This window comes from Algoriphagus marincola DSM 16067, from assembly GCF_000429405.1.
Lineage (GTDB): Bacteria > Bacteroidota > Bacteroidia > Cytophagales > Cyclobacteriaceae > Algoriphagus > Algoriphagus marincola.
Genome location: NZ_AUBU01000001.1, coordinates 488,808 through 512,288, shown reverse-complemented (window position 1 = coordinate 512,288; position 23,481 = coordinate 488,808). Strand labels below are relative to the sequence as shown.

The following is a 23,481-nucleotide window of genomic DNA, read 5'->3' as shown; positions in this document are numbered from 1 at the left end:
GCTGTAAGTTAGTAATTACTCAGAGCTCCTCGACAATCGTGACACAAAAGGTCAGATGCTTGTTCGCTTGATATGGCTTGTAATCAATCTTTCGGCACATCGCTCCCCGTCCATAGCGGCAGAAACAATTCCTCCAGCAAATCCTGCACCCTCTCCACATGGATAAAGTCCTTTGATTTCTGGGTGCTCTAGACTTTCGCGATCCCTTGGAATTCTTACCGGAGAAGAAGTCCGGCTCTCAACCCCGATGAGTTGTGATTCGTTCGTAAAATATCCACGCATCTTTTGCCCAAAAGCTTTGAATGCATCAGCTAATCTGCGAGAAATAAAATCGGGTAAAACTTCGCTCATATCCACTGCCTCAAGACCAGGCTGATAGGAAGTATCCAATAAGGAATTACTTACCTTTTTATTTACGAAATCTACCATTCGCTGAGCAGGTGCAACCTGAGTTTTACCCCCCATTTCCCAGGCTTTTCTTTCCACACTAGCTTGAAAGTGCATGGCTGCCAAAGGTCCGAACTTTTGAAACTCGGGTAAATCCTCCAACTCCACTGCGACAACCATTCCTGAATTGGCAAAGCGGCTATCCCTACGGCTTGGACTCATTCCATTGACCACCAACTCTCCGGGAGCAGTAGCAGCAGGAACAATAAAACCGCCTGGACACATACAGAAACTGAAAACCCCTCGCTGTTTACCCTTGAAATGGGTTTGATGTACCAATGAATAGGAAGATGCCGGTAAATAAGGTCCTCGGTCGACTTCGCAGTGGTATTGAATTCTATCGATTAGATTTTGAGAGTGCTCAATTCGAACGCCCAGGGCAAAAGGCTTGGGTTCTATCAGTACTTTTTTTGCATGAAGCAATTCAAAAATATCCCTTGCCGAATGCCCGGTTGCTAAAATCACTCCCTCTCCTAAAATCCTATCTCCATGCTGTGTGATGACACCTTTAATTTCAGATTGATCAATAATAAAATCCTCAACTCGGGTTCCAAAATGAATCTCTCCACCAGATCCTAATATTGTTTCCCGGAGCTTAGTCACGACCACGGGAAGCTTGTTGGTACCAATATGGGGGTGAGCATCGACAAGGATCTCTTCCGTGGCACCATGCCTCACCAAGATTTCTAAAATCCGGCGGATATCTCCTCGTTTTTTGGATCGAGTATAAAGCTTTCCATCCGAATAGGTTCCAGCTCCCCCTTCTCCGAAACAGTAATTGGAATCAGGATTGACAATATTTTCCTTATTAATCGCTGCAAGGTCTCTTCTTCGAGCTCTGACATCCTTTCCTCTTTCGATAATGATTGGCTTCACGCCTAGCTCTATCGCGCGGAGTGCAGCAAACATCCCGGCTGGACCTGCCCCTACAATTAGTATTCTTTCAGCATTTTCAACTTGGGGGTAATCAATGTCAATTTGAAGGCGGGAATCCGGGCTTTCTTTGATAAAAATTTCAGCTTCCACATTAACTCGGACCTTCCTTCCCCGCGCATCTATGGATCGGCGATTTTGCCTGACAAAGACCTCATCTTCTGAAGGTCTGATTCCAGCTTTTTGTAAAGCCGCTTTTTCAAACTGAACCTCATCGTATGCCTCCGAAGGGTCCAATTGCAATTGGAGTATTTTTTTCATGGTAAGGGTTCTATCCTTAAATCATGGCAAAATTACACAGAAAAAAGTCGAAAACTTCAAAAATAAAAAAGGCTACACCTAGGTAGCCAAACTTATCTCATACCGATTGAGTACTAATTCAACCTATCGAGGACTTCGAATCTTGAAGAATTGGAAATGAATTCTGGAACGATCGTTTTAAGATGCCCTACCAGTTCATTTTCGGAGTTTTTCAGTATCAAATCCTGGAACAAGTCGATCTGACCATCAATTTTATGATAAGCCGCCGGCATCACCTGAGCGATCTTGATTTTTGGATGGTGAGTTATCTTGACCGTTTCAAAATCATTCAATAACTCTTCATAAAGTTTTTCACCTTCCCTCAGTCCAGTGAAGATAATTTTGATATCCTCATCCTCTTTTTTACCAGAAAGCTGAATCATCTTCTTGGCGAGGTCTAGGATTTTTACAGGCTCTCCCATATCAAACACGTAGATCTCTCCACCATTACCCATTACCGCGGCCTCTAATACCAACTGACATGCCTCAGGAATGGTCATAAAGTAGCGGGTAATTTCCGGATGAGTCACTGTCAAAGGACCTCCATGTAGGATCTGCTTTTTGAAAAGCGGAATGACCGAACCATTCGAACCTAATACATTGCCAAATCGAGTAGTGATAAACTTGGTGTGATATTTTTTATGATTGACCTCCAAATACTCATTCAAAGCCTGCACATACATTTCTGCTGCGCGCTTGCTAGCCCCCATTACATTCGTAGGATTCACTGCCTTATCTGTGGAGACAAATACAAACTTATCGACCTGAGAAAGTACGGATAGGTCTGCCAAAACCTTCGTTCCAATCACATTGGAATGAATAGCCTCCTCTGGATAATTTTCCATCATCGGCACGTGCTTGTATGCTGCCGCATGGAAAACCACTTGAGGCTTAAAGGTTTTGAAGATTTCTTTCATCTTCTTTTTATTCCTTACATCTCCCAACACTATTTTAATGGGGCAATAGGAATAATTTTCCTTAAACTCATTTTCGATATCATAGAGTGCAGACTCCGCAATATCCAATAAGATCAATAATTTGGGCTGATAATGGGCTATTTGTCTGCAAAGCTCACTACCGATTGAACCTGCAGCACCAGTGACCAATACTGTTTTATCTATCAAATCCTCATGAATCTGGGGATTGTCCAAAATGATCTGCTCTCTGGAAAGAAGATCCTCAATTTTAATTTCACGTATTGCACCGGCAGTTAGACCGCCATTGATCCATTGGTCCACAGGAGGGACGATAGAAACAGAAATCCCGAGTTTCAAGCATTCGTCAATGATCTCACGTTTCCGAAGGACGTCCAAATCTCGAACGGCAATTATCAGCTCCGTGACCCCATATTGATCTTTGAGCTTTGCCAATGATTTGATGCCGTGAAAGATTCTAATCCCTGCAATGTTTTTACCCTCCTTTTTAGGGTCATCATCCAAAAACGCGATGGTATTGAAATTACTATTGCTGTCTCGTTTAATAGCTTCCTGAGCAATCAGCCCAGATTCACCGGCACCGAAGATCACTCCACTTTTTTGTTCCTTGACGATAAATCCATTCTTCAAGTAAACGAAAAGCTCTTTCACCAGTAATCGGTAAAAAATCAGCATAAATAAGGAAGAAAGGCTGGCGATGATAAGAACCGAAGTAGGTAATAAAAACCTATCATTCAGGAAATTGCCATGAAAGAAGTTAAGAAAGAGAAATAGAACAAAATTGATAAATACAGTCTTGAAAATATTTGATCCATCCTTAAATCCCGTATGTCGTACAATACCTTCATAGGATCGGGTATTTTGCATGACGAGCAATCCTCCGATCATGAATGTGAAACTTCCAGCTACGGCATCATTCTGCTCGATTACGGCTAATTCAAAGTTGAAACGAACCAAATAACCAAATAAGGCGCAATGAAAAAGAATTACAGAGTCAAGAGTGGCTATGATCCACCTTGGGAGGATTTTTAACCTTGCTAAAAAATTCATAGTAAATATTTATTCAAATAATCTGTTTTAACTGATGACCAAATAAAACTTGCTCAAAATAAGTCATTTTACTCATTACCACAAAACATCCTTATGTTTTTTCAAAATCGATCCAATTTTATTTTGCACTTTTCCAATATTCCTTAATTGAAATAGGATATACGGAAAACATTGACGATTTAGATCGAAGAAGGAAAGAATTGCATTTAAATTCTATTCTAGGCACTTATTTTAGCTTTTACACTTCTAGTCCCCTCAAATCTTCCCATGCTTACATGGCCCGTTTGTGAAACACCCTTTCCCTGAAGCACATTAAAAAAAGTAATAAATAAAATTTTAAGGTCTAGGAATAAGCCGAAGTTCTCAACATACCAGACATCAAAGTCGAATTTTTCTTCCCAAGAAATTGTATTTCTGCCATTAATTTGTGCCCAGCCACTTACGCCGGGAAGCACAAGATGTCTCTTTCTTTGATTTTCATTGTAAAGTTCTAAATAATCAACCAAAAGTGGTCTGGGACCAACCAAACTCATTTGGCCTGCAAGAACATTAAGAAGTTGTGGAATCTCATCCAAAGAGCTCTTTCGGATAAATTTTCCCAGGGAAGTAAGTCTCTCTTGATCAGATAACAAGTTCCCACTCTCATCGCAAGAGTCAGTCATCGTTTTAAATTTGAGAATATTAAAAATCCTCTCATCCTTACCTGGTCTTGGTTGCTTAAAAAAGGGATCACCCTTATGCGTGATTGATAAAAGAATCAAGAGAAACAAAAAGACTGGAGAAAGAACTAGAAATAATAGCCCTGCTAGGATTATATCCAAAGTTCGTTTCCCAAATTTTCTATACCACACAGCTAAAAGGTTTTAGCAAGCTCCTTCTTGAAAATGTCAACAATTCTTTCCTGATCTTCAAAAGTCAAATTTACTGAACTAGGAAGACAGATACCTTTGTGAAAAAAGCTTTTCGCTACATTCCCTCCGAAGTATTTGATTTCTTTAAAGACAGGTTGGAGATGTAGTGGCTTCCAAAGAAATCGGGTTTCAATGTCATTCTTCATCAAAGCTACTCGAACCTGATCATTTGAAAAGCCGGTAACCTCTTCATCAATCAAAATGGCTGTCAGCCAAAAATTTGACTTAGACTCGTTTGCTTCAGGCTGGAAAGAAATCCCAAGAAATCCTTCAAGGAGTTTTCTGTAATTAGCGTTAATCTCTCGTCTCTTCTCCACAAATTCGTCGAGCTGTTCCAATTGTGCCAAAGCTACAGAGGCGCATAGATTATTCATTCGGTAATTGAAACCAATTTCCAAATGTTGATAGTAAGGCAAATCCTCCCTAGCTTGAGTTGAAAGGTATTTTGCTCTTTGGATCAAGTTAATTTTACTACTAACCAAAGCCCCTCCACCTCCTGCTGAGAGAATTTTATTACCGTTGAATGAATAGATCCCAACATCTCCAAATGTTCCACAGTAATCACCTCGATAGGTACTTCCCACAGCTTCAGCAGCATCCTCTATGATGGGAATTTGATATCGAGATGCAATAGACATGATTTCCTGAATTTTGGCAGGCATTCCAAACAAATGCACTATTACAATCGCTTTAGGCTTTTTTCCGTTTGCTATTCGATCTAGAATGGCATCTTCTAAAAGTTCTGGGGAGATATTCCATGTTTCAGGTTCGCTATCAACAAAAACGGGGGTGGCACCAAGATAAATTATCGGGTTTGCTGAAGCACAGAACGTAAATGTCTGACAGATAACCTCATCCCCTTTACCAATTCCTAAAAGTACCATAGAAAGGTGTAGGGAACTAGTGCCAGAGTTTAATGCTACGATTTCATGAGAGGATAACTTATTTGAGAATTTTTCTTCAAATGAGTCAATAAAATCTCCGTTGGTCGCAAGCTGACCTGACTGAATCGCCTTTTTAGAATACACCTCTTCGTTCCCATTAAAAAAAGGAATCGAGAGCTTTATACCATTTGACATTTAATGACTTAGGGGTGAATCTGATGGAAACATATTACTAATCCAACAAAAATCCAACCAAGTGCTATAAAAAATAATTAATACTAAAAAGAAAATAAAAGTTAATTATAATTAATGGGGGTATTTTCAAAATCTTTTATAGAAACTTTTGACTTTTGATTCCCCTTCTTTGAGCCATTGCTATTCTTACCATTGGACAAAATATTTGGCTCTTTGGAAACTTTCTTTTTCACATATTTAACTGCTATCTTATCTAGCCTGAAACCAAGCCCCAGAGTAATCGCTGAAATTACCGGTAGTACAATATGATCAGAAAGATCTTTCATTAGAATAACAGAACCAACAATTAGTATTTGAACAAAAACCAAGATAAGTGCTACTTGATTGTGCTTCAATCCCATACGCATCAAAAAGTGATGTACATGGCTTTTATCCGGCGTCATCGGGCCTTGTCCTCTAAGGATTCTCCTTGTAAATACCCTCGCCATATCATAAAGAGGATATATCATCAGCGCTATACCTGATGAAAAAACTGGGCTAAAACGCCAGCTTGCTCCTTCAGGAAGTGCTGCATTGGATTCCATAAAAGCAACAACAAGTGCACCTAAGGTAAAACCAAGGGTCAAAGAACCAGTATCTCCCATGAAAATCTTAGCCGGATGCCAGTTGAAGATTAAGAAACCTAGTATGCCTCCAAAAAAACTAAAGGATAAGACAGCATAACTTTCCAAACCTTGAAAAGCAAACCAAGTACCTAAAAGCCCTGAAACAACCAGACCTGTGCTTCCCGCAAGGCCGTCTAAACCGTCAATCAGGTTGAAAGCATTGGTCAAGGCTAAAAGCACGAACGCGGAGAATCCATAAGAGACAAAAAGGTGAAGCTCACCTATTCCTAGAAATCCATGCAAGTCCCTGATTCGAATATCTCCCATCACGACAACCATCGCAACAGCAACAAGCTGACCCAAAAGCTTCCTTGATGCCTTCAATTCCACCAAATCATCCCGCAAACCTACAATAAACATTAGACCGATTGCTCCCAAAAGATATCGTATGTCAGGAAGGGGGAATTGCCAACCCCATATAGCCATAGCAGCAGAGGCAGCGACAAAAAATCCAATACCACCCATAGATGGAACGAACTTTTTGTGGATTTTTCTCCCGCCGGGTTGATCTCCAATCTTGGCTCGCCAAAGCACTTTGATAATGATTGGCATCACTAAAAAACCGACTACAAGGGATGTAAGAATTACAAATAAAAATAACATAAAATAGAATGTTTCACTTTTCAAAAGTACAGATTTAACAACTTAAAACCCAATTCATTAATAAAAAGATAATGAAATGATTAATATACTACCTTGTCTACAAAATGTAATAAATTTATAAAGTGTTTTTATATCGACTTGAAATGCATTTTTTATGATTTTAAATAGTATAATAAGAACAGATAAAACATTTTTTATTTTTAACAGAAGAATTACTTAACATAAACCCTTGAGGCATTTTTTTGAAGAGTAAGTGTCCCGTTGAGATTGACACCAACTCCCATCCCAAATATCACTTTGTCAAACCCAGCCGGCAACTCAATACTTATTTCCTCATCTCCCAGATTGTGAACAACGAAAATCGCTTGACCCTTATGAACTCTGGAGTAAGCCATGATGGGTTTTGAATATTCGCTTGAAGGAAGACTCAATTTTCCTAAGGCTAAAGCTGGATAGGTATTCCTTAGATTGATCAGGCTTTTGTAATGATTGAAAATACTATTAGGATCATTGCGCTGCAAAGCCAAAGGAGTCACTTCACTGTCGATACTGTATTTTGGCTCTATCCAAGTAGCCCTACCTTTATCCTTCGCTTTCACATCCCAAAGGAATGGCTCCCGAATATGTTCATCTGGCTTCAACCCTTTCATACCTATTTCCTCTCCATAGTACAAGTAAGGAGCTCCGGGCATCGTAAGCATCACTGCAATAGCCTGCTTGTACTTGTCCACGTCCTCACCCAATTCATTCAAAAGCCTAGGTTGGTCATGGTTGGATGAAATAGTCGCATCAATAAACTCAGGAGTAATATTTTGATAGAAATCCAAAATCTCCTTTTGCTTCTTGGGCAATAACATCCCATCAGCAGATTTGAATGCTTCCAAAAGGGTGTAATGGAAATCAAAGTTGAAAAGGGCCGGAAGACCTGGAAGATATGGGGCTACAATCTCTTTCTTGTCATAAACTTCCCCTACTAAATAGACATCTGGTTTTATTGCCTCCATTTTAGCACGAAACTCTTTCCAAAACTCATGATTATCCAAAGGTCTATCATCCGGGAAAATATGCTTTGCTGCATCCAGTCTAAAGCCATCAACTCCAACCTCCTCTAGCCAAAACCGACCAATTTCATAGATTTCCTCCCGTACCTTGGGATTATCAAAATTCAAATCAGGCATTCCTCCCCAAAAGAAGCCATAGTAGTAGTCTTCTCCTGAACCTGGATCATGCCATTGACGGATATTGTCGGAGTCCAGTGTAATCACTTTCTTATTCAAAAAATCGGCGATCGTATCTTTTTGAGCCCAGACGTAATAATCTCTGTAAGCATTATCTCTACTCTTTTTACTTTCCTGAAACCAAGGATGTTCTGTAGATGTGTGATTGATGATCATGTCAATCACGATTTTGATATCTCGCTGATGAGCTTCCTCTAGAAGGCGCTTGAAATCCTCCATGGTCCCATAGTCTGGATGTACCGCCTTATAATCCGTCACATCATATTTGTGATAGGTCGGTGACGGCATAATAGGCATAAACCAGATGGCATTTGCTCCCAATTCCTGCACATAATCCAGCTTCTCGGTGACTCCATTGAAGTCTCCTATTCCATCCCCATCAGAGTCATAGAAAGACTGCACGAAAATTTCGTAGGTAACACCCGCATCTGGCCAGTAGTTTTTCACCTCCGGCTCTTTTTCCTGATTACAAGAGAAATAGAACAAAGACAAAATGAGTGCGATTAGAGTAGATTTAGCTTTCATGATGAGTGAGCTTTTGGGAAAAAAGAAAAGTCACTTTTGAAGGTGACTTTTCAGAACTTAAACTGATTTAGTTTCTATTGATAGCATTGAGCATATCGAAGGCCATTTCCAGACGCTTCACAAAGTTCTCCTCTCCTTTGCGTAGCCAGGCACGTGGATCGTAGAATTTCTTATTTGGACTATCCGGACCATCTGGGTTACCCAATTGAGTTTGAAGATAGCCTTCATTTTTCTTGTAGTAATTCAAGACGCCTTCCCAAGTAGCCCATTGCATATCTGTATCGATATTCATTTTGATTGAACCATAGGAATTGGCTTCCCGAATCTCTTCTACAGAGGATCCTGACCCACCGTGGAAAACAAAATTTAAGGGTTTGCCACTTGTACCAAATTTCTCATTGATATAATCCTGAGAATTCTTGAGAATAATTGGCTTCAAGCTTACATTTCCTGGCTTGTATACTCCATGGACATTACCAAACGCTGCAGCGATGGTGAAAAGATCACTTACTTTTTTCAAATGCTCATAGGCGTAGGCGACTTCCTCAGGCTGAGTATACAGCTTCGATGAATCTACGTCAGTATTATCAACCCCATCTTCTTCTCCACCTGTCACCCCAAGCTCGATTTCAATCGCCATTTCCAATTTTGCTAGCTTTTTGAAGTAATCTACCGAGATTTCGACGTTTTCTTCCAAAGGCTCTTCTGAAAGGTCAAGCATGTGAGAACTGAATAGCGGCTTGCCATGAGCAGCAAAATGCGCCTCCCCTGCTTCGATCAAGCCATCAATCCACGGCAATAATTTCTTTGCAGCGTGATCGGTGTGCAAAATAACGGGAACGCCATATGCTTCAGCCATTTGATGAACGTGATGAGCACCTGAGACAGCTCCAGCGATGCTAGCCTGCTGCTTGTCATTTGCAAGACTCTTTCCTGCGAAAAATTGAGCCCCACCATTTGAAAACTGAATAATGACTGGAGAATTAACCTTTTTGGCTGTTTCCAAAACGGCGTTCACCGAATTAGTTCCAATCACATTCACTGCCGGAAAGGCAAACTCATTTTCTTTGGCATAAGCATAAAGATCACTAAGCTCTGCCCCGTATTTTACTCCTGGTTTAAATTTCATGGATTAATAGGTTTGGTTATCTCTTAATAAAGCGCTGATGCAGCACTCGTCTGGTATTAAACGCTTCAAAGATATAAATCCCATTTTGAATATTCCCCAAATCAAATTCTAATTTCTGTCGGATGTCTTGTGACTGACCCGACACAATCACTCTTCCACTCATATCGATAATTCGATAATTGGCAGCATTCATCCCTTCTGGAAGCTCTACAGTAAGCTTTCCGGTAGTCGGATTAGGATAAATATTGAATTGACCTTCGGGAATAATTTCATCCGGAATCGAAGTGACAAAATCCTCCTGCAAAATCCCATCCTCTGGCTTTGGCAAAGGCTCGCTGGTAAAGAGCAAGAATTCAGAAGCGCGAAGGTTGAAATTGACTGTGGTCGAAGTGATAGTCAATTCCTCTCCTGTGAAATAGTTATACCATGTCCCTGTCGATGGAAATGACAAGGGAACATTGCCAGCAGTCCCAAGTCCGAAGTTCCCGTGAATCACAACATCCATATCAGGGTGCTCCAGAATAATTGATTTCACTCCCCCACTCAGATTAAGCGTGGTTTTTTCTGGTTCATTGAATGCTTCATGGGACTTTTTCAGCTTGATCATTTCTTGATAAAGCTTGAACAAGCGAATACGCTGTGGGTCATTCAAATATTCCCAGCGTGTTGGTTTGATGCCAAGACGATCATTATTGAGCTCTTCATCATAGCCAAATTCACCAAACTGCCAGAGCATCTTAGGTCCGGGCACACTAAAATAAAAGGCTGTCAATAACTGATTCCGGTTGACTGCATTTTCTAACTGTCTCAAATTGACCGGAGATGTCTTTCCAAAATTTAAGGACTCCCACATGACACGTTCTTCGTCGTGAGATTCTTGGTAGGCTACCAGATTTGGGTCATTCCAACCTCTATTTCCATGATAGGCCCAGCCAAAGTCTTTATTTTCACCTTTGGCCATTTCCCGGAAATCAAAATTCATATTACCCCAAAACATCATCCCGTAATCGGCCAGTTCTTTTTCTTCGTCATTGGCAGAGAGATGCTCCAAAATAACGTAGGCATCCGGATGATTCGCCTTGATTCGATCATAAATTCCTTTCCAGATTTTTATCCGACTAGGGTCATACTGAGACCAAAGACCTACATTATCACCTGTGTTGACCTGAGTAAAGCCTTTGCTCAAATCAAATCGAAAGCCATCGAATTTGTATTCAGTCAACCAGTAATTATTAACCGAATCAACAAATGCTGCCGTGTAAGGGCTCTCGTGGTTGAAGTCATACCCCACATTAAATGGATGCTTTGCCACTCGATTGAGCCAAGGATTATCCTCGGTTGGTGCGCCGTAGTCCCCATCATTGTACAGTCGGACAAAAGGATTCTGACCAAAGGCATGATTCAGCACCATATCCAAAATCACCATAATTCCCCTACCATGGGCCTCATCAATCAGCTGCTTGAGGTCATTTTTGGTACCATAAAACTTATCAGGTGCAAAAAAGAAGGATGGATTGTATCCCCAAGATAAGTTTCCTTCAAACTCTCCAATTGGCATGAGCTGAATGGCATTCACTCCCAAGTCCTCTAAGTAGTCAAGTCGCTCAATCACTGCCTTGTAGGTTCTTCGATCATCAAAATCCCGAACCAACAACTCGTAAATCACGAGTTCCTCAGAGTCAACCTTTTGGTAATTGACATTTTTCCAAGTATAAGGAGTTTGTGCAGTTTGGAGAAAAGAGGCCTGGAACTCCGTTTTACCACTTGGGTAGGGTTTGAGTCCAGGATAGCGCCCTTGATCGATAATTTCCTGATCCAAAAATGGGTCGGAAATTTTATCGGCGTATGGATCTCCTATTCGAATGCTTGCATCGACTAGATATTGGAAAATGTATTCCTGCTGAGGTGTTAGACCTGAAATTTTCAACCAAAAGATTTCTCCATCAGGAGTTCTCTTCATTTGATAATCAGGCAGCACCTTCCAATCATTAAAATCTCCAATCACATGCGCAATTCGCTTTCCGGGTGCTTGCAAGGCTAAAATCACTTCGGTATCAGAGATGTAATTGATCCCAAGCTGGGTTCCTTGAGGAAGTGGGGCCTGCTCTGATTCTGTAAAGACATTGATGGTGACTGCTTCAGAATCTGTTTCATCACCCAAAACAGCTTTTGCTGTCAATGTAAAAGTTCCCGCCTCGGTGGCAGAAAACTGGTAGGAAAGCGAATTAACGCTTTGTGCTTCAGCAACCTCAGTTCCATCCAGTTCAAAACTAATATCCGAAGTAGCAGAAGTCTCAGCTTTGAAAGTATAGCTTTCTCCTACTTCTAGTGAAATCTCATTTGTGGCTGGGTCTGTAATATTTACAGTAAATCCCTGCGCTAAATCAATAAAAAAGTCTCCATTTGAGGAGGTTTTTCCTTCCAGAGTGCCGGCTGCATTTCTAAAAACGGCTCCCAATCGGTAAATGGTTAGGTCATTTGGATTATCAAAAAAGTCATTAGGTGTGAGTTCAAAAGTGTAAATATTAGCCTCACCTTCCACCTTGGTCATTTTTGCATTGGGATCAGCAGTTCCCCACTGGAAAGGAACAATGGACCAAGTCGTAGAATTTGGTCCCTCAGTGACGGCTCCAATATGAATATAAACGTCGCAATTACAATTAGCTAGGCCAGTAGTACCTTTAGACGCATCGTAGATTATTTTGACTTTCTCAGCAGCATTCGGAACAGAAGGGTCTGTCGTGACCTGTGCCAAAGATGGAAACCAAAAAAGGGTAAAAAGAAAGTAGATAAAGACGCACTTGATTGGTTTCATTTTTGGGAATTTGATAAATGATAAACCGACTCCAAACCAAATTATGCTTGGAGTCGGTAAGTAAAAATCTTGATTGGAATTAATTTTTAGTCATAGTGTAAAGAACCTCACCTGGAGTACGGAAGTCAAGGGTGATTGTGTAATTTCCTGCTTCAGACACTGCAATGTTTGCTCCATCTGCTTCAAGTTCGCCATTGGCGCCTCCGAAATTAAATGCCCAGTCCTGATTAGCTCTAAACTTCATTTCTCCTTCTACAAGATCCTCAGTGATGGTCAAGACATTCTCATCCCTGTCAAAGCTCATCTTGGTTTCAGAATCCCAGCCCCCTGCTGTAGCACTTCCGATGATTCCCCAATATAAAGGACCACTTAACTCATAAGTTTTTGCCCCTAGATCCACTTTCATTAGATAAGTTCCGAAGTCTGTCACTTTAATATTTTCTCCGTCTCGGTCAAGTGTACCATCAGCACCATTATCACCATAATTCACGTCCCAGCTATTGGTTTCATTGACTTTAAACTCACCAGAACCACCTGGAAGAATGTGCACATAGCCTTCAAACACATTGTCAAAGTTAACTGACTTCAGTACCGTCATTTCGTTTTCTGGATTCCATCCTTGATAGTCACCAGGAACGTACATTACTGGAAATGCGACATCAGCATTATAAGGGGTCACGGTAAGTCTTACAGACTCACCAAAAATTGGTGATAATGGCTGTGAAATTGAAGCTTTTACCCGAAAATCCACCTCAGTAGGGGTATCGAACATAGCTCCTTTTGCAAGCACTTCATCGTTTAGGTCTTGCGCCATTACTTCAATGATATTTGAAGTCGAAGAACCTAGGGAAACTGGATTTGCAAAATTAGATCCTGCTAGATCCATCTCCAGTTCGTAAGTCACAGAACCTGTCATACCGAAGTCTGCGGCAGTAACAGTAAAAGGAATCAACTCTTCTGGATTATCAACACTCAAGGTTAGACTAGTGCCAGAGCTTGGGCTTGATAAAGTTGAACCAGTTTGTGGAATAATGGGGGGCATTTCATAGTTTTCACAAGCCCACATCGCAGGAATTACTGCAACCATCCAACCTAGTTTTTTTAAAATTTTCATAGTAATTGGAATTGTTAATTGATTTTGGTTTCGATTTTACCGCAGACTTGGAAAAGTACAATTTAGAATCCTCTCTAAGCTTCTCAGACCAAGTCCGATCTAGATAATCTTATGAAAATATAATTTGAGGCTATACACAAAGCAATAGGTTTTGAAAAAATATTGGGACTATTTTCGATGCAATCGGTTGCGTTAACGTTTGCATAATCCGCAATTTTTTGAATTAAAATTTGGTGGAATTGAGAAAATTCAAAGATTAGAGTGTAAAACCTTTTTTGGACTTATTCATTTAAGTCCGATTTTGTTTTAACTTAGATTCTCGGAATAATATAATTTATGAAAATAGGACAAGCTACCATCAAGGATATCGCTCGGGAACTGAATGTTTCCTCTTCCACGGTTTCGAGAGCATTGAAAGATTATCCCGGGATCAGTGACGAAACCAAGCGAAAGGTCAAGGAGCTTGCAGAAAAGCTTAACTACCGACCCAATGCCATTGCCCTATCCCTTCGAAAGAGCCGCTCTTTTACGATCGGAGTTATAATTCCTGAGGTGGTTCATTTTTTCTTTTCCACAGTGATTTCCGGAATTGAAGAGGAGGCAAATTCTAGAGGGTACAATGTGATTCTGACCCAAACCAATGAAAAACTGGACCGGGAAAAATCCAGCATTGACACCATGCTATCCAATCAAATCGATGGATTTTTAGTCAGCCATTCGAAAGAAACAGAGGATTTTGAGCACTTTTCTAAGTTATTGGATCAAGGCTATCCCATTGTATTTTTTGATCGAGTACCGCAAATACCCCATGCTGTCAATGTCACTGTGGATGATTATAAGGGGGCATTTGATGCAGTCAGTCACCTGATTCAACAAGGATACAAACATATTGTCCACCTATCGGGACCAAAAAACCTAACCATCAGCACCGAAAGAATACGAGGATATAAGGATGCATTGCTGGCACATGGAATTGAAATCAATGATGCACTTATTGTAGAATGCCCACTCGGAACTGATGATGAAAGCAGGAAAACAACCAGGCAGCTGCTTGAATCGATGGAAGAACGACCCGATGCTTTTTTTGGAAACAATGATATGGCCGCAGTCGGAGCGATGTTGGCCTGCAAAGATTTGGGATTGAGAGTACCTGAGGACATTGGTGTGGTAGGCTTTTCGAATTGGCAGTTTTGTTCGATGATTGATCCAGGTCTTTCTTCTGTAGCTCAACCTGGGTTTCAAATGGGTGCAAAAGCTACCCAATTACTTCTTGACTTAATTGAGAAAAAGATCAATCCAGAAGATATAAAAGAGTCGATTACACTTCCTACCGAACTTTTAATCCGAAAATCATCTGTTCGCTGATTTTTTTTAAAAATTTTAGAAAAAAATGTGCAATCGATTGAATAGGGATATTTTAATCGTTATGCAGCATTTCCAACTTGATCGAGTTTAAACGCATCTTTGCCACTTCTTTGATTTCATTTTTCCTATCGGTAAGGTTTATAAATTAGCGTTTTAGCTGAATCAGTCAATTACCGTACATGCAACAAGAGCAAACTCAAAAACAAATCTTCAGTTCTTCTTCCAAACACCAAGGATGTGGTTCTGTAATTTCTTGGGAGCAAATCGAAGAAGGAATAAAAGGGAGTTTTCAGCGAGGATTCTTCCGCATTACTTTTTCCAACGAAGCAATCGCTAGAATTCAAATTAGCCAATCTGAATCCTTTGAAGAGAACCCTTATTCCGTGATCAAAAGAGACCCATTTTATGCTTTTGATTTAGAAGAGGAAGAAAAATATCTACATCTCAAAACTGAAACCCTAAAGGTCCAGCTAAATAAAGTCAATGGAGTAATAAAATTTTATGACAGCCAAGGCCATCTCCTCAATGAGGATGATACTTTGGGAACAGCTTGGATAGGTACTGAGTTGAATTGCTACAAGAAAGTGCAAGAAGGTGAACGATTCATTGGCTTAGGTGAAAAAACGGGCGGTCTTGATCGAAGCGGTAAAGCCTTCACCAACTGGAATACGGATTACTTCGCTTATGGTGTAGGAGATGATCCACTTTACATGAGTATCCCTTTCTATGTAGGAATTCATTCCAAAGGTCAATACGGAATTTTCTTTGATAATACGCACAAGTCCGTTTTCAATTTTGGGGCAAGCACCAATCGCTTCATGTACTTTGGTGCTGAAGATGGAGATATGGATTATTACTTCATCCACCAAGCATCAGTATCAGGGATCATTTCAGAATTTACCAATCTCACAGGTCGAATGGAACTTCCGCCGATTTGGTCTTTAGGCTTTCAGCAGTGTAGATACAGCTATTATCCGGATTCTGAAGTATTGACTTTGGCAAAAACCTTCCGAGACAAGGACATGCCCGCAGATGTGATCTACCTTGACATCCATCACATGGAAGCTTATAAGGTTTTTACATTTGATGGAGAAAAATTTCCTGATCCTAAAAGCCTCATCAAGCACCTCAAAAGTCTTGGTTTCCGAGTGATTGTCATCATGGATCCCGGAATCAAAGCCGAAGAAAACTATCTCCCCTATCAGGAGGGACAGTCGAAAGACCTTTTTGTCAGATACCCTGATGGGGCCGAGTACCAAGGTCAAGTTTGGCCAGGCTGGTGCGCTTTCCCCGATTTTACCAAAAGTGAAACCAGGGAATGGTGGGCAGAGAAAATGGCTTTTTACACTGATGCCGGAGTGGATGGCTTCTGGACAGATATGAATGAGCCAGCCTCTTGGGGTCAATTTACTCCCAATCTGATCGAATTTGATTTTGAAGGTGAAGGTGCTTCCCATCGGAAGGCAAGAAACATCTATGGGATGCAGATGGCTCGAAGTGCACAAGAAGGCTCAAAGTTTAATTCCCCAGAAGAGAGACCTTTTGTTTTGACACGCTCTGGATTTGCCGGAATACAGCGCTATGCAGCTGCTTGGACTGGTGATAATGTCGCAAGCGAAGAACACATGCTCGCCGGAGTTCGGTTGGTGAATAGCCTAGGAATTAGCGGCGTATCATTTGCAGGATATGATGTGGGAGGTTTTGCAGGAGAAGCCAGTAAATCTTTATTCGCAAGATGGATGAGTATAGGTGCATTCTCTCCTTTCTATCGAGCTCATTCCATGATCAATAGTAACGATGCTGAACCTTGGGCTTTTGGCGAAGAGGTGGAAGAGATATCAAGGAATTACATGAAGCTTCGATATGCTTTATTGCCTACGATTTACTCCAAATTCTATTCTAGCACTCAAACGGGTTTACCCATTTGTGCAAGTCTCGCTATCGACTACCCACTTGATCAAAAAGTATATCATTCGGCATACGAAAACGAATACCTATTCTGTGATACATTCTTGGTGGCACCTGTGGAAAGCACCAAAGAGATCACTAAAGTTTATCTCCCCGAAGATGATTGGTACTATCTATATACCGACGAATTTTACGCTGGAAAGAAAGAAATATATCTTGACTGCCCTCTAAATTACCTCCCAGTCTTAGTAAAAGCCGGAAGTATTTTCACGATGCAAAATGTAGTGTCTAATACCAGTCAAATTAATGATGGAGTGTTAAGGGTACATGTTTACAAAGGCGGATTGGGAAGTGAGTTTATTCACTATGAAGATGACGGGCTTTCTACCAACTATCAAAGCGGTGAATATTCAGAAAGAAAAATAAGCTATGATCCAGAGAAAATTGAATTGACCCTCCGTAAGCCAAGTGGAAACTTAGGCTCAGCTTATTCAGAAATTGAATTCTACTTCCATGGATTTCAGTTGGAAACGGTCACCGTAAATGAAAAGTCTCACAAGGTCGAAGAAAAAGACTTTGCCTTTATTGGCAAGCTGACTGAATTTGACCCTTTACCGGAGCAAGAACACCCGTACCACGAAATCAAAAATCTCAAGACCATTAAAATCAAAAACGATATAGAGGAAATAAAAATCTCAGGACTTTATTGATTCATAAATAAACCCAGCATGACCGAACAAAAAAAACGCCTAAGTTTCTGGCAAATCTGGAACATGAGTTTCGGATTTTTGGGTATCCAATTTGGCTTTGCCCTCCAGGGCGGGTTTATGTCCCGCATATTTCAAACTCTTGGGGCTGATAAGGACACCATTCCTTTTCTTTGGATTGCTGCTCCTTTGACTGGTTTATTGGTGCAGCCAATCGTTGGCTATTTAAGTGATCGAACTTGGCATCCAAAATTTGGAAGAAGAAAACCTTTCTTTTTCATCGGAGCTGTGCTCAGTACCGTGGCACTTTTCTTTGCGCCTTATTCATCGGCACTTTGGATGGCAGCAGGTGCACTTTGGATCTTGGATGCTTCCATCAACATCAGCATGGAGCCTTTCCGAGCTCTTGTTGCTGATAAGCTTCCGGACTCTCAGCGATCGTATGGGTTCGTTGTCCAGACATTAATTATTGGAATCGGAACATGGGTAGCTTCTAATCTTCCCTGGATGATGACCCAACTAGGTGTCCCAAACACCGCTCCGGAAGGAGTAGTACCTGATTCTGTAAAATATGCTTTCGGAATTGGTGCATTGGTACTTTTCACTTCCATTTTGTATACCATTCTGACTACGGAAGAATACCCTCCTGAGGATATGGAGGAATTTGAAAAGGAAAAAGCTGACAGTAGCGGTTTTATGGCTGGTGTGAAGGAAATATTTAAAAATATCGCCGGAATGCCTTCTGTAATGAAAAAGCTTGGTATCGTACAGTTTTTTTCGTGGTTTGCTTTTTTCACGATGTGGAGCTTTGCTACTCCTGCTATCACAGAGCATGTTTTTGGTGCGACAGACACCACCTCCGCAGCTTACAATGATGCTGCTGACAGCGTAGGAAGTTATCTTGGAACCTATGGATTGGTTTCTATGATTTATGCTTTGATTTTGGCCTTTGTGGCCAGTAAAATCAGGATTAATCGCCGCTTGCTTCACCTAGTTAGCTTGATAGCAGGCGGGATGGGATTTATTCTGATTTATTTTATTTCAGAGCCTTGGATGCTTCATATTAGCTTTTCTCTGGTGGGAATAGCATGGGCCAGTATCCTGTCTATGCCTTACGCAATGCTGTCTAGTTCTGTAAACCCACGAAAAATGGGAGTATACATGGGGATTTTCAATATGTTTATTGTCATCCCGCAGATCATAGCCGCTTTAGGCGGGGTGAATTTCCTTTACAAATTCTTCTTTGGAGAAGCTGTGATCAATACCATGCTTTTGGCGGGAACTATGTTAATTTTGGCCGGATTTTCCAATCTTCTGATTACAGACAAGAAGGCTATTCATGACTAAAGAAAACATCATTCGGATCACAGGTGTCCCCGAGCATTTCAATCTTCCCTGGAGAAAAATCGTAAAACAGCAACCCTTCCTTGAAAGGCAGGTCCGATTGGAGTGGATAGATGAGTCTCGTGGATCCGGCCAAATGAATCAAGCACTCCGGAAGGGTGAAACAGACATCGCCATAGTACTTACAGAGAGCTTCCTTAAAGACCATCAACAAGGCAACTCTTCTAAACTAATTGGCTTTCATGTCAAATCTCCCCTTATCTGGGGAATCCACGTTGGAAGCCAAAGCAAGTATAAAAGCCTTCAGGATATTCAAAATCCAAGATTTTATATTAGCCGACTCGGTTCAGGGTCAAACCTTATGGCCTACGTTTTGGCGAAACGGGAAAATTGGAATTCCAATGAATTGCAATTTGAGATAGTAGATAACCTTGATGGGGCACTGAGTCGATACGAATCAGATCCCGATGCGATATTTCTTTGGGAAAAATACACAACCATGCCTTGGGTACAGTCCGGTCAACTTAGAAGAATCGGAGAAGTGCCCAGTCCGTGGCCTTGTTTTGGAATAAGTTGCAGGCAGGAAGTCATTGACCAGTTTGGAGATTTGATATTTGACCTACGGGACCAAGTCTACCAGCTATCCAATTCCCTACAAAAAGCCCCCGATTTAGCAGAAGAAATCTCCAGTTTATATCATTTGGACAAAGAACAAGTCTCTGAATGGCTCCTACAAACCGAGTGGGAAACTGAATCAATTATTGATACCAATACCTTAAATCTTGCGATGGAGAAAATGGTAGAATTGGGAATTCTTTCGGAAAAAATTAACCCGAAAGCCTTTTTAGCTATAGACCGAATTCGTCTCGCTAATTAAAAGTGAGGCAGGAAAATGAACACATACCCGGGCTCCTTTGCCAGAGATGTTTTCAATAGAAAGATTTCCATCCACCATCCTCACAAATTCTTTACAAACCTGTAGTCCTAAACCAGACCCCTTCTCTTTTTGAGTACCGGGCTTGGATTGGGTTATTGAATAGTCCTCCCTCAAAATCTGACTGATTTGCTCAGGGTTCACTCCTTTTCCTTCATCTTCTACACACCAAATTAGCGAGCTTTGATTTTCCTTAATGAAGGAACGAATTACTCCATTCTCAGGGGAATATTTGATAGCATTACTTAAGATATTCCTGATCACGACTTCGATCAAATCCTGATCAATCATCAAGTCAAGATCTTCAGGAAGTTCATTTTTGATATGTAAGGACTTGGATTGTATCTGTCTAGACAGTAAGTGCTCTGTATTTTTGAATAGTGAGTTAAGATTCACTTTGACTGGATTTAACTTAAACCCTTCCATTTGTGAAAGTGACCAATTCAGCGTGTTAGAAAGTGTGAAATGCACAGAGTCCACATCCTTTTTTAAGGTGTTTAATATTTCAAAAAATTCTTCCTGGGAAATATCACCACCCATTGTCATATCGATCAAGCCCTTCACGGAGGCAATAGGCCCTTTCAAATCATGACTTAATATAGAAAACAACTTATTTTTTGTTTCATTGATCGTTTGAAGCTGTTCTGATTTCCTTTCCAGGTCAGCATTTTGGGAGGCTATCTTTTGCTGCTGAGCTACTAAGTCTGCATTGATTTTACGTATATCCAAATTGAACTTTACCACCCAAAAACCAAGAACCAACACAATTATGGCTGCAATACTCATGATCCAAACGATCCGATTGATAAAGGCAAGCCTGTCCGCCTGATTTTGATTTTGAGCTTTTAGCAACTCCACTTCTGATTTTTCAAGATTGTCCTGAAACATCCCCTGCATCAATGAAATCCGATCTTGATTCATTTTATTGGTAAGCGAATCATTGATACTTACATAGGAATTAAGATGCTGCAATGACATTCTTAAATTCCCTTTTTGCTCATAGAGCTCTGCCAAATATTTATGAGACTTGGCTAGCTCATCCCTGAAATTATTGGCTTTTGAAACTTCAACTCCCTCTAGTAGGATTGCTTCCGCTTTGTCTAGTTGCCCTTTACGCAAATATGTATCTCCCAGCCTATGCATGACACTTGCTAGAGTCGTACTCAAACCCTGTCTTCGTGCCATATCTAATGAATTCTCAAAAATGATCGAAGCACTGTCTAGGTATCCTTGGGAAAGGTAGACATCCCCTATCACCCGGTTAGAAAAAGATGTGAGATAAGGCGATCCGGAAGCTTCATTGATGGCAATGGCCTTTTTTGAAAAAAGCAAAGCTGAGTCATAGTTACCTAATTGACTATGGATATAAGCCAGATTATTTAAGCTCCTAATCTGTGTGTAAAGATCATCCTTGCCCTCTACTGCGTCATAGGCATTTTGAAATTGGAGCAGGGCCATTTTGAAATTTTGCTGCTCGAAGTAAAGAGCGCCAATGTTATTTAGGATCCTGGCAATCTGGAGCGAATCGTTGATTTGAGTGGCAAGACCAAAAGCAGTTTCAGAATATTCAAAAGCAGTTTGCCATTTTCCACGACGATAATTTATCCATCCTATATTTTCTTTAGCTCTAGCTTCTCCTGATAAATATTGGATTTCCTTTGCAATCGAATCGGCCTCAAAGGAATAGTCCATAGCCTCTTGCTGTGACCGCTCCCGGAGCTCCGAACCCAATTGATTAAGCACATCCACTCTGCTCTCTGAATTGAGCGAAGGCAAAAGATTTCTTAAACTATCGACATTAACTTGCTGGGCCAGTCCAAGTGGGATGCTTGCAAAGACCAGAAAACAAAGAGATAGGAGTTTTTTGTAAACCGTATAACTCACAAACAATGGATTTTGCTTTCAAAGATACTGATATCCAATAAATGTGAAATTCTTTTTTCAGCTAGAGCAAAAATCTTTTTTATAGGATTTAATTATAACGGACTTTACTTTTTTAAATATTCCCAGTCCCAATCTTTGTTCATTCTACTGATGGCATGATGGGCTGTCAAATCATATTGACAAGGAACTATCGATACATAATTATTGGCAATAGCCCACTCATCGTTATCTTCTCCTTTGTCAAAATTCACAAAATTACCTGCCATCCAGAAATACTTTCTTCCATTAGGATCGAAACGCTCCGAGAACTCCTCTTGCCACTTTGCATCAGCCTGTCTACAAAGCTTGATACCCTTGATTCCTTCATTTTGCTTTGGAGGAAAGTTCACATTTAGCGCAACACCTTTAGCTATTCCTCGCTCCAAAACTTGAGAAGCAATTTTCTCAACCCAGGCCTCCACATGCGAAAAATCTGCTTTGGATGAATAATCGCAAAGGGAAAAACCAATGGAGGGATACCCTTCCAATGCTCCTTCGATAGCAGCCGACATAGTGCCAGAGTATAGCACTGAAATGGAAGTGTTGGAGCCGTGATTGATCCCACTGACAACCAAATCCGGAGTTCGATCCTTTAGCACATAATGTTTAGCGAGCTTGACACAATCGGCAGGAGTTCCACTGGCACTGTAGGCTTTTACACCTTCAAAAATCTCCTCCTCATAGAGACGCAGAGTTTCTCCAATCGTGATGGCATGTCCCATTCCAGATTGAGGGCTATCTGGCGCGACAACTACCACTTCACCCAATTTTTTCATTACTGATACGAGAACTCGAATCCCCTTTGAGGTAATTCCATCGTCATTTGAGACGAGAATAAGCGGTCTTGACATTAGTTTTTGTTCAATTCGTTGTAATAAGCAGCTATTCGAAGCAAATCTCCTCGCTTATCGTGCTCCAGACGATTTTTTCTCATGAAAAGACTTATTTCATCGTCATGACCTGGGAGCATCGCAAAAAGATCCTTTTTCTTCATGCTGTAACGTTGGATTTGATTGTCTTTAAAAAAATAATAATTGAAGGCTAAGCGATAACCAATCATGTTTTGAGGTCCCCAAAATGGATTCATTCCCACGGGTCCCCAGGCATTCATATTTCTTGAGTCCGTGGCAATATATTCTCTACATAAGAGTGCGATTTCCTCTCCTTCAGTAAGCACCTCAAAGAAGATAGGCGTCTCATAGTCGCCATTCAGTGAATATGGAAGGCTGTAAAATTTTCGAAGTCCACCGTAGATATCATCCAAGATTTCAAAATAAGTCACATTGGAAGCTGTGAAAGTCGCGATAGTCTCTACCTGCAACTGCACAAGGTTATTATCCAAATCATATTTCACCAAGCCTGAATAGACTTGACCATCGGTAGTATGAATATTTCCTTTATGCCAAATCTGGGAGGGAAATTGATTTTGGGCAATCAGTAAGCTACCACTCATAAGCATGAGTGCTAGAGTAAGTATATATGATTTAATTATCTTATTCATATCTTAAGATACGATTTTGATTGTGTTCAGTTTATGATCTTTCTCAAAGAATTTT

16 protein-coding genes are annotated in these 23,481 nt (G+C 40.7%); 4 read left to right on the top strand and 12 right to left on the bottom strand.

Annotation, left to right across the window (positions count from 1 at the left end; all coding sequences use genetic code 11):
• Positions 1 to 51 precede the first annotated feature (51 nt).
• From G457_RS0102350 to G457_RS0102305, 9 genes are all read right to left on the bottom strand, one after another.
• The gene (locus G457_RS0102350) at positions 52 to 1,641 is read right to left on the bottom strand and encodes an NAD(P)/FAD-dependent oxidoreductase (protein ID WP_026945041.1); all 1,590 of its coding nucleotides are present in this window, start codon (positions 1,639 to 1,641) and stop codon (positions 52 to 54) included.
• A gap of 113 nt (positions 1,642 to 1,754) precedes the next feature.
• Positions 1,755 to 3,665, bottom strand: coding sequence for a polysaccharide biosynthesis protein (locus G457_RS0102340; RefSeq protein ID WP_026945040.1), 1,911 nt, complete (start codon positions 3,663 to 3,665; stop codon positions 1,755 to 1,757).
• Positions 3,666 to 3,883: 218 nt separating this feature from the next.
• Positions 3,884 to 4,516 carry a sugar transferase gene (locus G457_RS0102335; RefSeq protein WP_026945039.1) on the bottom strand — a complete coding sequence of 211 codons (633 nt, stop codon included), beginning with the start codon at positions 4,514 to 4,516 and terminating at the stop codon, positions 3,884 to 3,886.
• A gap of 2 nt (positions 4,517 to 4,518) precedes the next feature.
• Positions 4,519 to 5,655 (bottom strand): DegT/DnrJ/EryC1/StrS family aminotransferase, encoded by a 1,137-nt coding sequence (locus G457_RS0102330; RefSeq protein WP_026945038.1) that lies wholly within the window; start codon positions 5,653 to 5,655, stop codon positions 4,519 to 4,521.
• Positions 5,656 to 5,756: 101 nt separating this feature from the next.
• Positions 5,757 to 6,923 (bottom strand): glycosyltransferase family 4 protein, encoded by a 1,167-nt coding sequence (locus G457_RS0102325; protein WP_026945037.1) that lies wholly within the window; start codon positions 6,921 to 6,923, stop codon positions 5,757 to 5,759.
• A gap of 212 nt (positions 6,924 to 7,135) precedes the next feature.
• The gene (locus tag G457_RS20905) at positions 7,136 to 8,686 is read right to left on the bottom strand and encodes an alpha-amylase family glycosyl hydrolase (RefSeq protein ID WP_051260667.1); all 1,551 of its coding nucleotides are present in this window, start codon (positions 8,684 to 8,686) and stop codon (positions 7,136 to 7,138) included.
• A gap of 67 nt (positions 8,687 to 8,753) precedes the next feature.
• On the bottom strand, positions 8,754 to 9,815 hold the full coding sequence (gene fbaA, locus G457_RS0102315) for a class II fructose-bisphosphate aldolase (RefSeq protein WP_024281857.1): 1,062 nt from the start codon (positions 9,813 to 9,815) through the stop codon (positions 8,754 to 8,756).
• 16 nt (positions 9,816 to 9,831) lie between these two features.
• Positions 9,832 to 12,630: an alpha-amylase family glycosyl hydrolase gene (locus tag G457_RS0102310; RefSeq protein ID WP_026945036.1), complete on the bottom strand. Its 2,799-nt coding sequence runs from the start codon at positions 12,628 to 12,630 to the stop codon at positions 9,832 to 9,834.
• Positions 12,631 to 12,709: 79 nt separating this feature from the next.
• Positions 12,710 to 13,744: a SusE domain-containing protein gene (locus tag G457_RS0102305; protein WP_026945035.1), complete on the bottom strand. Its 1,035-nt coding sequence runs from the start codon at positions 13,742 to 13,744 to the stop codon at positions 12,710 to 12,712.
• A 336-nt stretch (positions 13,745 to 14,080) separates the two neighbouring features.
• Between G457_RS0102305 and G457_RS0102300 the strand changes: the two genes are divergently transcribed.
• From G457_RS0102300 to G457_RS0102285, 4 genes are all read left to right on the top strand, one after another.
• The gene (locus G457_RS0102300; protein ID WP_026945034.1) at positions 14,081 to 15,109 is read left to right on the top strand and encodes a LacI family DNA-binding transcriptional regulator; all 1,029 of its coding nucleotides are present in this window, start codon (positions 14,081 to 14,083) and stop codon (positions 15,107 to 15,109) included.
• A gap of 179 nt (positions 15,110 to 15,288) precedes the next feature.
• On the top strand, positions 15,289 to 17,727 hold the full coding sequence (locus G457_RS0102295) for a glycoside hydrolase family 31 protein (protein WP_051260666.1): 2,439 nt from the start codon (positions 15,289 to 15,291) through the stop codon (positions 17,725 to 17,727).
• An 18-nt stretch (positions 17,728 to 17,745) separates the two neighbouring features.
• Positions 17,746 to 19,071: an MFS transporter gene (locus tag G457_RS0102290; RefSeq protein WP_035482964.1), complete on the top strand. Its 1,326-nt coding sequence runs from the start codon at positions 17,746 to 17,748 to the stop codon at positions 19,069 to 19,071.
• A complete protein-coding gene (locus G457_RS0102285) occupies positions 19,064 to 19,945 on the top strand; it encodes a type 2 periplasmic-binding domain-containing protein (protein WP_026945031.1) in 882 nt (293 codons plus the stop codon). Before G457_RS0102290 ends, G457_RS0102285 begins: the two co-directional genes overlap by 8 nt.
• Here G457_RS0102285 and G457_RS0102280 read toward each other — a convergent pair.
• The 3 genes from G457_RS0102280 to G457_RS0102270 form a co-directional block, all read right to left on the bottom strand.
• Positions 19,913 to 21,886 carry an ATP-binding protein gene (locus tag G457_RS0102280; protein ID WP_026945030.1) on the bottom strand — a complete coding sequence of 658 codons (1,974 nt, stop codon included), beginning with the start codon at positions 21,884 to 21,886 and terminating at the stop codon, positions 19,913 to 19,915. The two genes, G457_RS0102285 and G457_RS0102280, sit on opposite strands and share 33 nt — an antisense overlap.
• Before the next feature lie 104 nt (positions 21,887 to 21,990).
• Positions 21,991 to 22,776 carry a 5'/3'-nucleotidase SurE gene (gene surE, locus G457_RS0102275; protein ID WP_026945029.1) on the bottom strand — a complete coding sequence of 262 codons (786 nt, stop codon included), beginning with the start codon at positions 22,774 to 22,776 and terminating at the stop codon, positions 21,991 to 21,993.
• Positions 22,776 to 23,426, bottom strand: a complete 651-nt coding sequence (locus G457_RS0102270) for a hypothetical protein (RefSeq protein ID WP_026945028.1) — start codon at positions 23,424 to 23,426, stop codon at positions 22,776 to 22,778. Before G457_RS0102270 ends, surE begins: the two co-directional genes overlap by 1 nt.
• Positions 23,427 to 23,481 lie beyond the last annotated feature (55 nt).

Excerpts from the sequence above, each read along its gene's own strand:
- G457_RS0102285 (WP_026945031.1), top strand. The coding sequence starts at position 19,064 with ATGACTAAAGAAAACATCATTCGGATCACAGGTGTCCCCGAGCATTTC.
- G457_RS0102330 (WP_026945038.1), bottom strand. The coding sequence starts at position 5,655 with ATGTCAAATGGTATAAAGCTCTCGATTCCTTTTTTTAATGGGAACGAA.
- G457_RS0102300 (WP_026945034.1), top strand. The coding sequence starts at position 14,081 with ATGAAAATAGGACAAGCTACCATCAAGGATATCGCTCGGGAACTGAAT.
- G457_RS0102305 (WP_026945035.1), bottom strand. The coding sequence starts at position 13,744 with ATGAAAATTTTAAAAAAACTAGGTTGGATGGTTGCAGTAATTCCTGCG.
- fbaA (WP_024281857.1), bottom strand. The coding sequence starts at position 9,815 with ATGAAATTTAAACCAGGAGTAAAATACGGGGCAGAGCTTAGTGATCTT.
- G457_RS0102270 (WP_026945028.1), bottom strand. The coding sequence starts at position 23,426 with ATGAATAAGATAATTAAATCATATATACTTACTCTAGCACTCATGCTT.
- G457_RS0102325 (WP_026945037.1), bottom strand. The coding sequence starts at position 6,923 with ATGTTATTTTTATTTGTAATTCTTACATCCCTTGTAGTCGGTTTTTTA.
- G457_RS0102310 (WP_026945036.1), bottom strand. The coding sequence starts at position 12,630 with ATGAAACCAATCAAGTGCGTCTTTATCTACTTTCTTTTTACCCTTTTT.
- G457_RS0102340 (WP_026945040.1), bottom strand. The coding sequence starts at position 3,665 with ATGAATTTTTTAGCAAGGTTAAAAATCCTCCCAAGGTGGATCATAGCC.
- G457_RS0102350 (WP_026945041.1), bottom strand. The coding sequence starts at position 1,641 with ATGAAAAAAATACTCCAATTGCAATTGGACCCTTCGGAGGCATACGAT.
- surE (WP_026945029.1), bottom strand. The coding sequence starts at position 22,776 with ATGTCAAGACCGCTTATTCTCGTCTCAAATGACGATGGAATTACCTCA.
- G457_RS0102295 (WP_051260666.1), top strand. The coding sequence starts at position 15,289 with ATGCAACAAGAGCAAACTCAAAAACAAATCTTCAGTTCTTCTTCCAAA.
- G457_RS20905 (WP_051260667.1), bottom strand. The coding sequence starts at position 8,686 with ATGAAAGCTAAATCTACTCTAATCGCACTCATTTTGTCTTTGTTCTAT.
- G457_RS0102290 (WP_035482964.1), top strand. The coding sequence starts at position 17,746 with ATGACCGAACAAAAAAAACGCCTAAGTTTCTGGCAAATCTGGAACATG.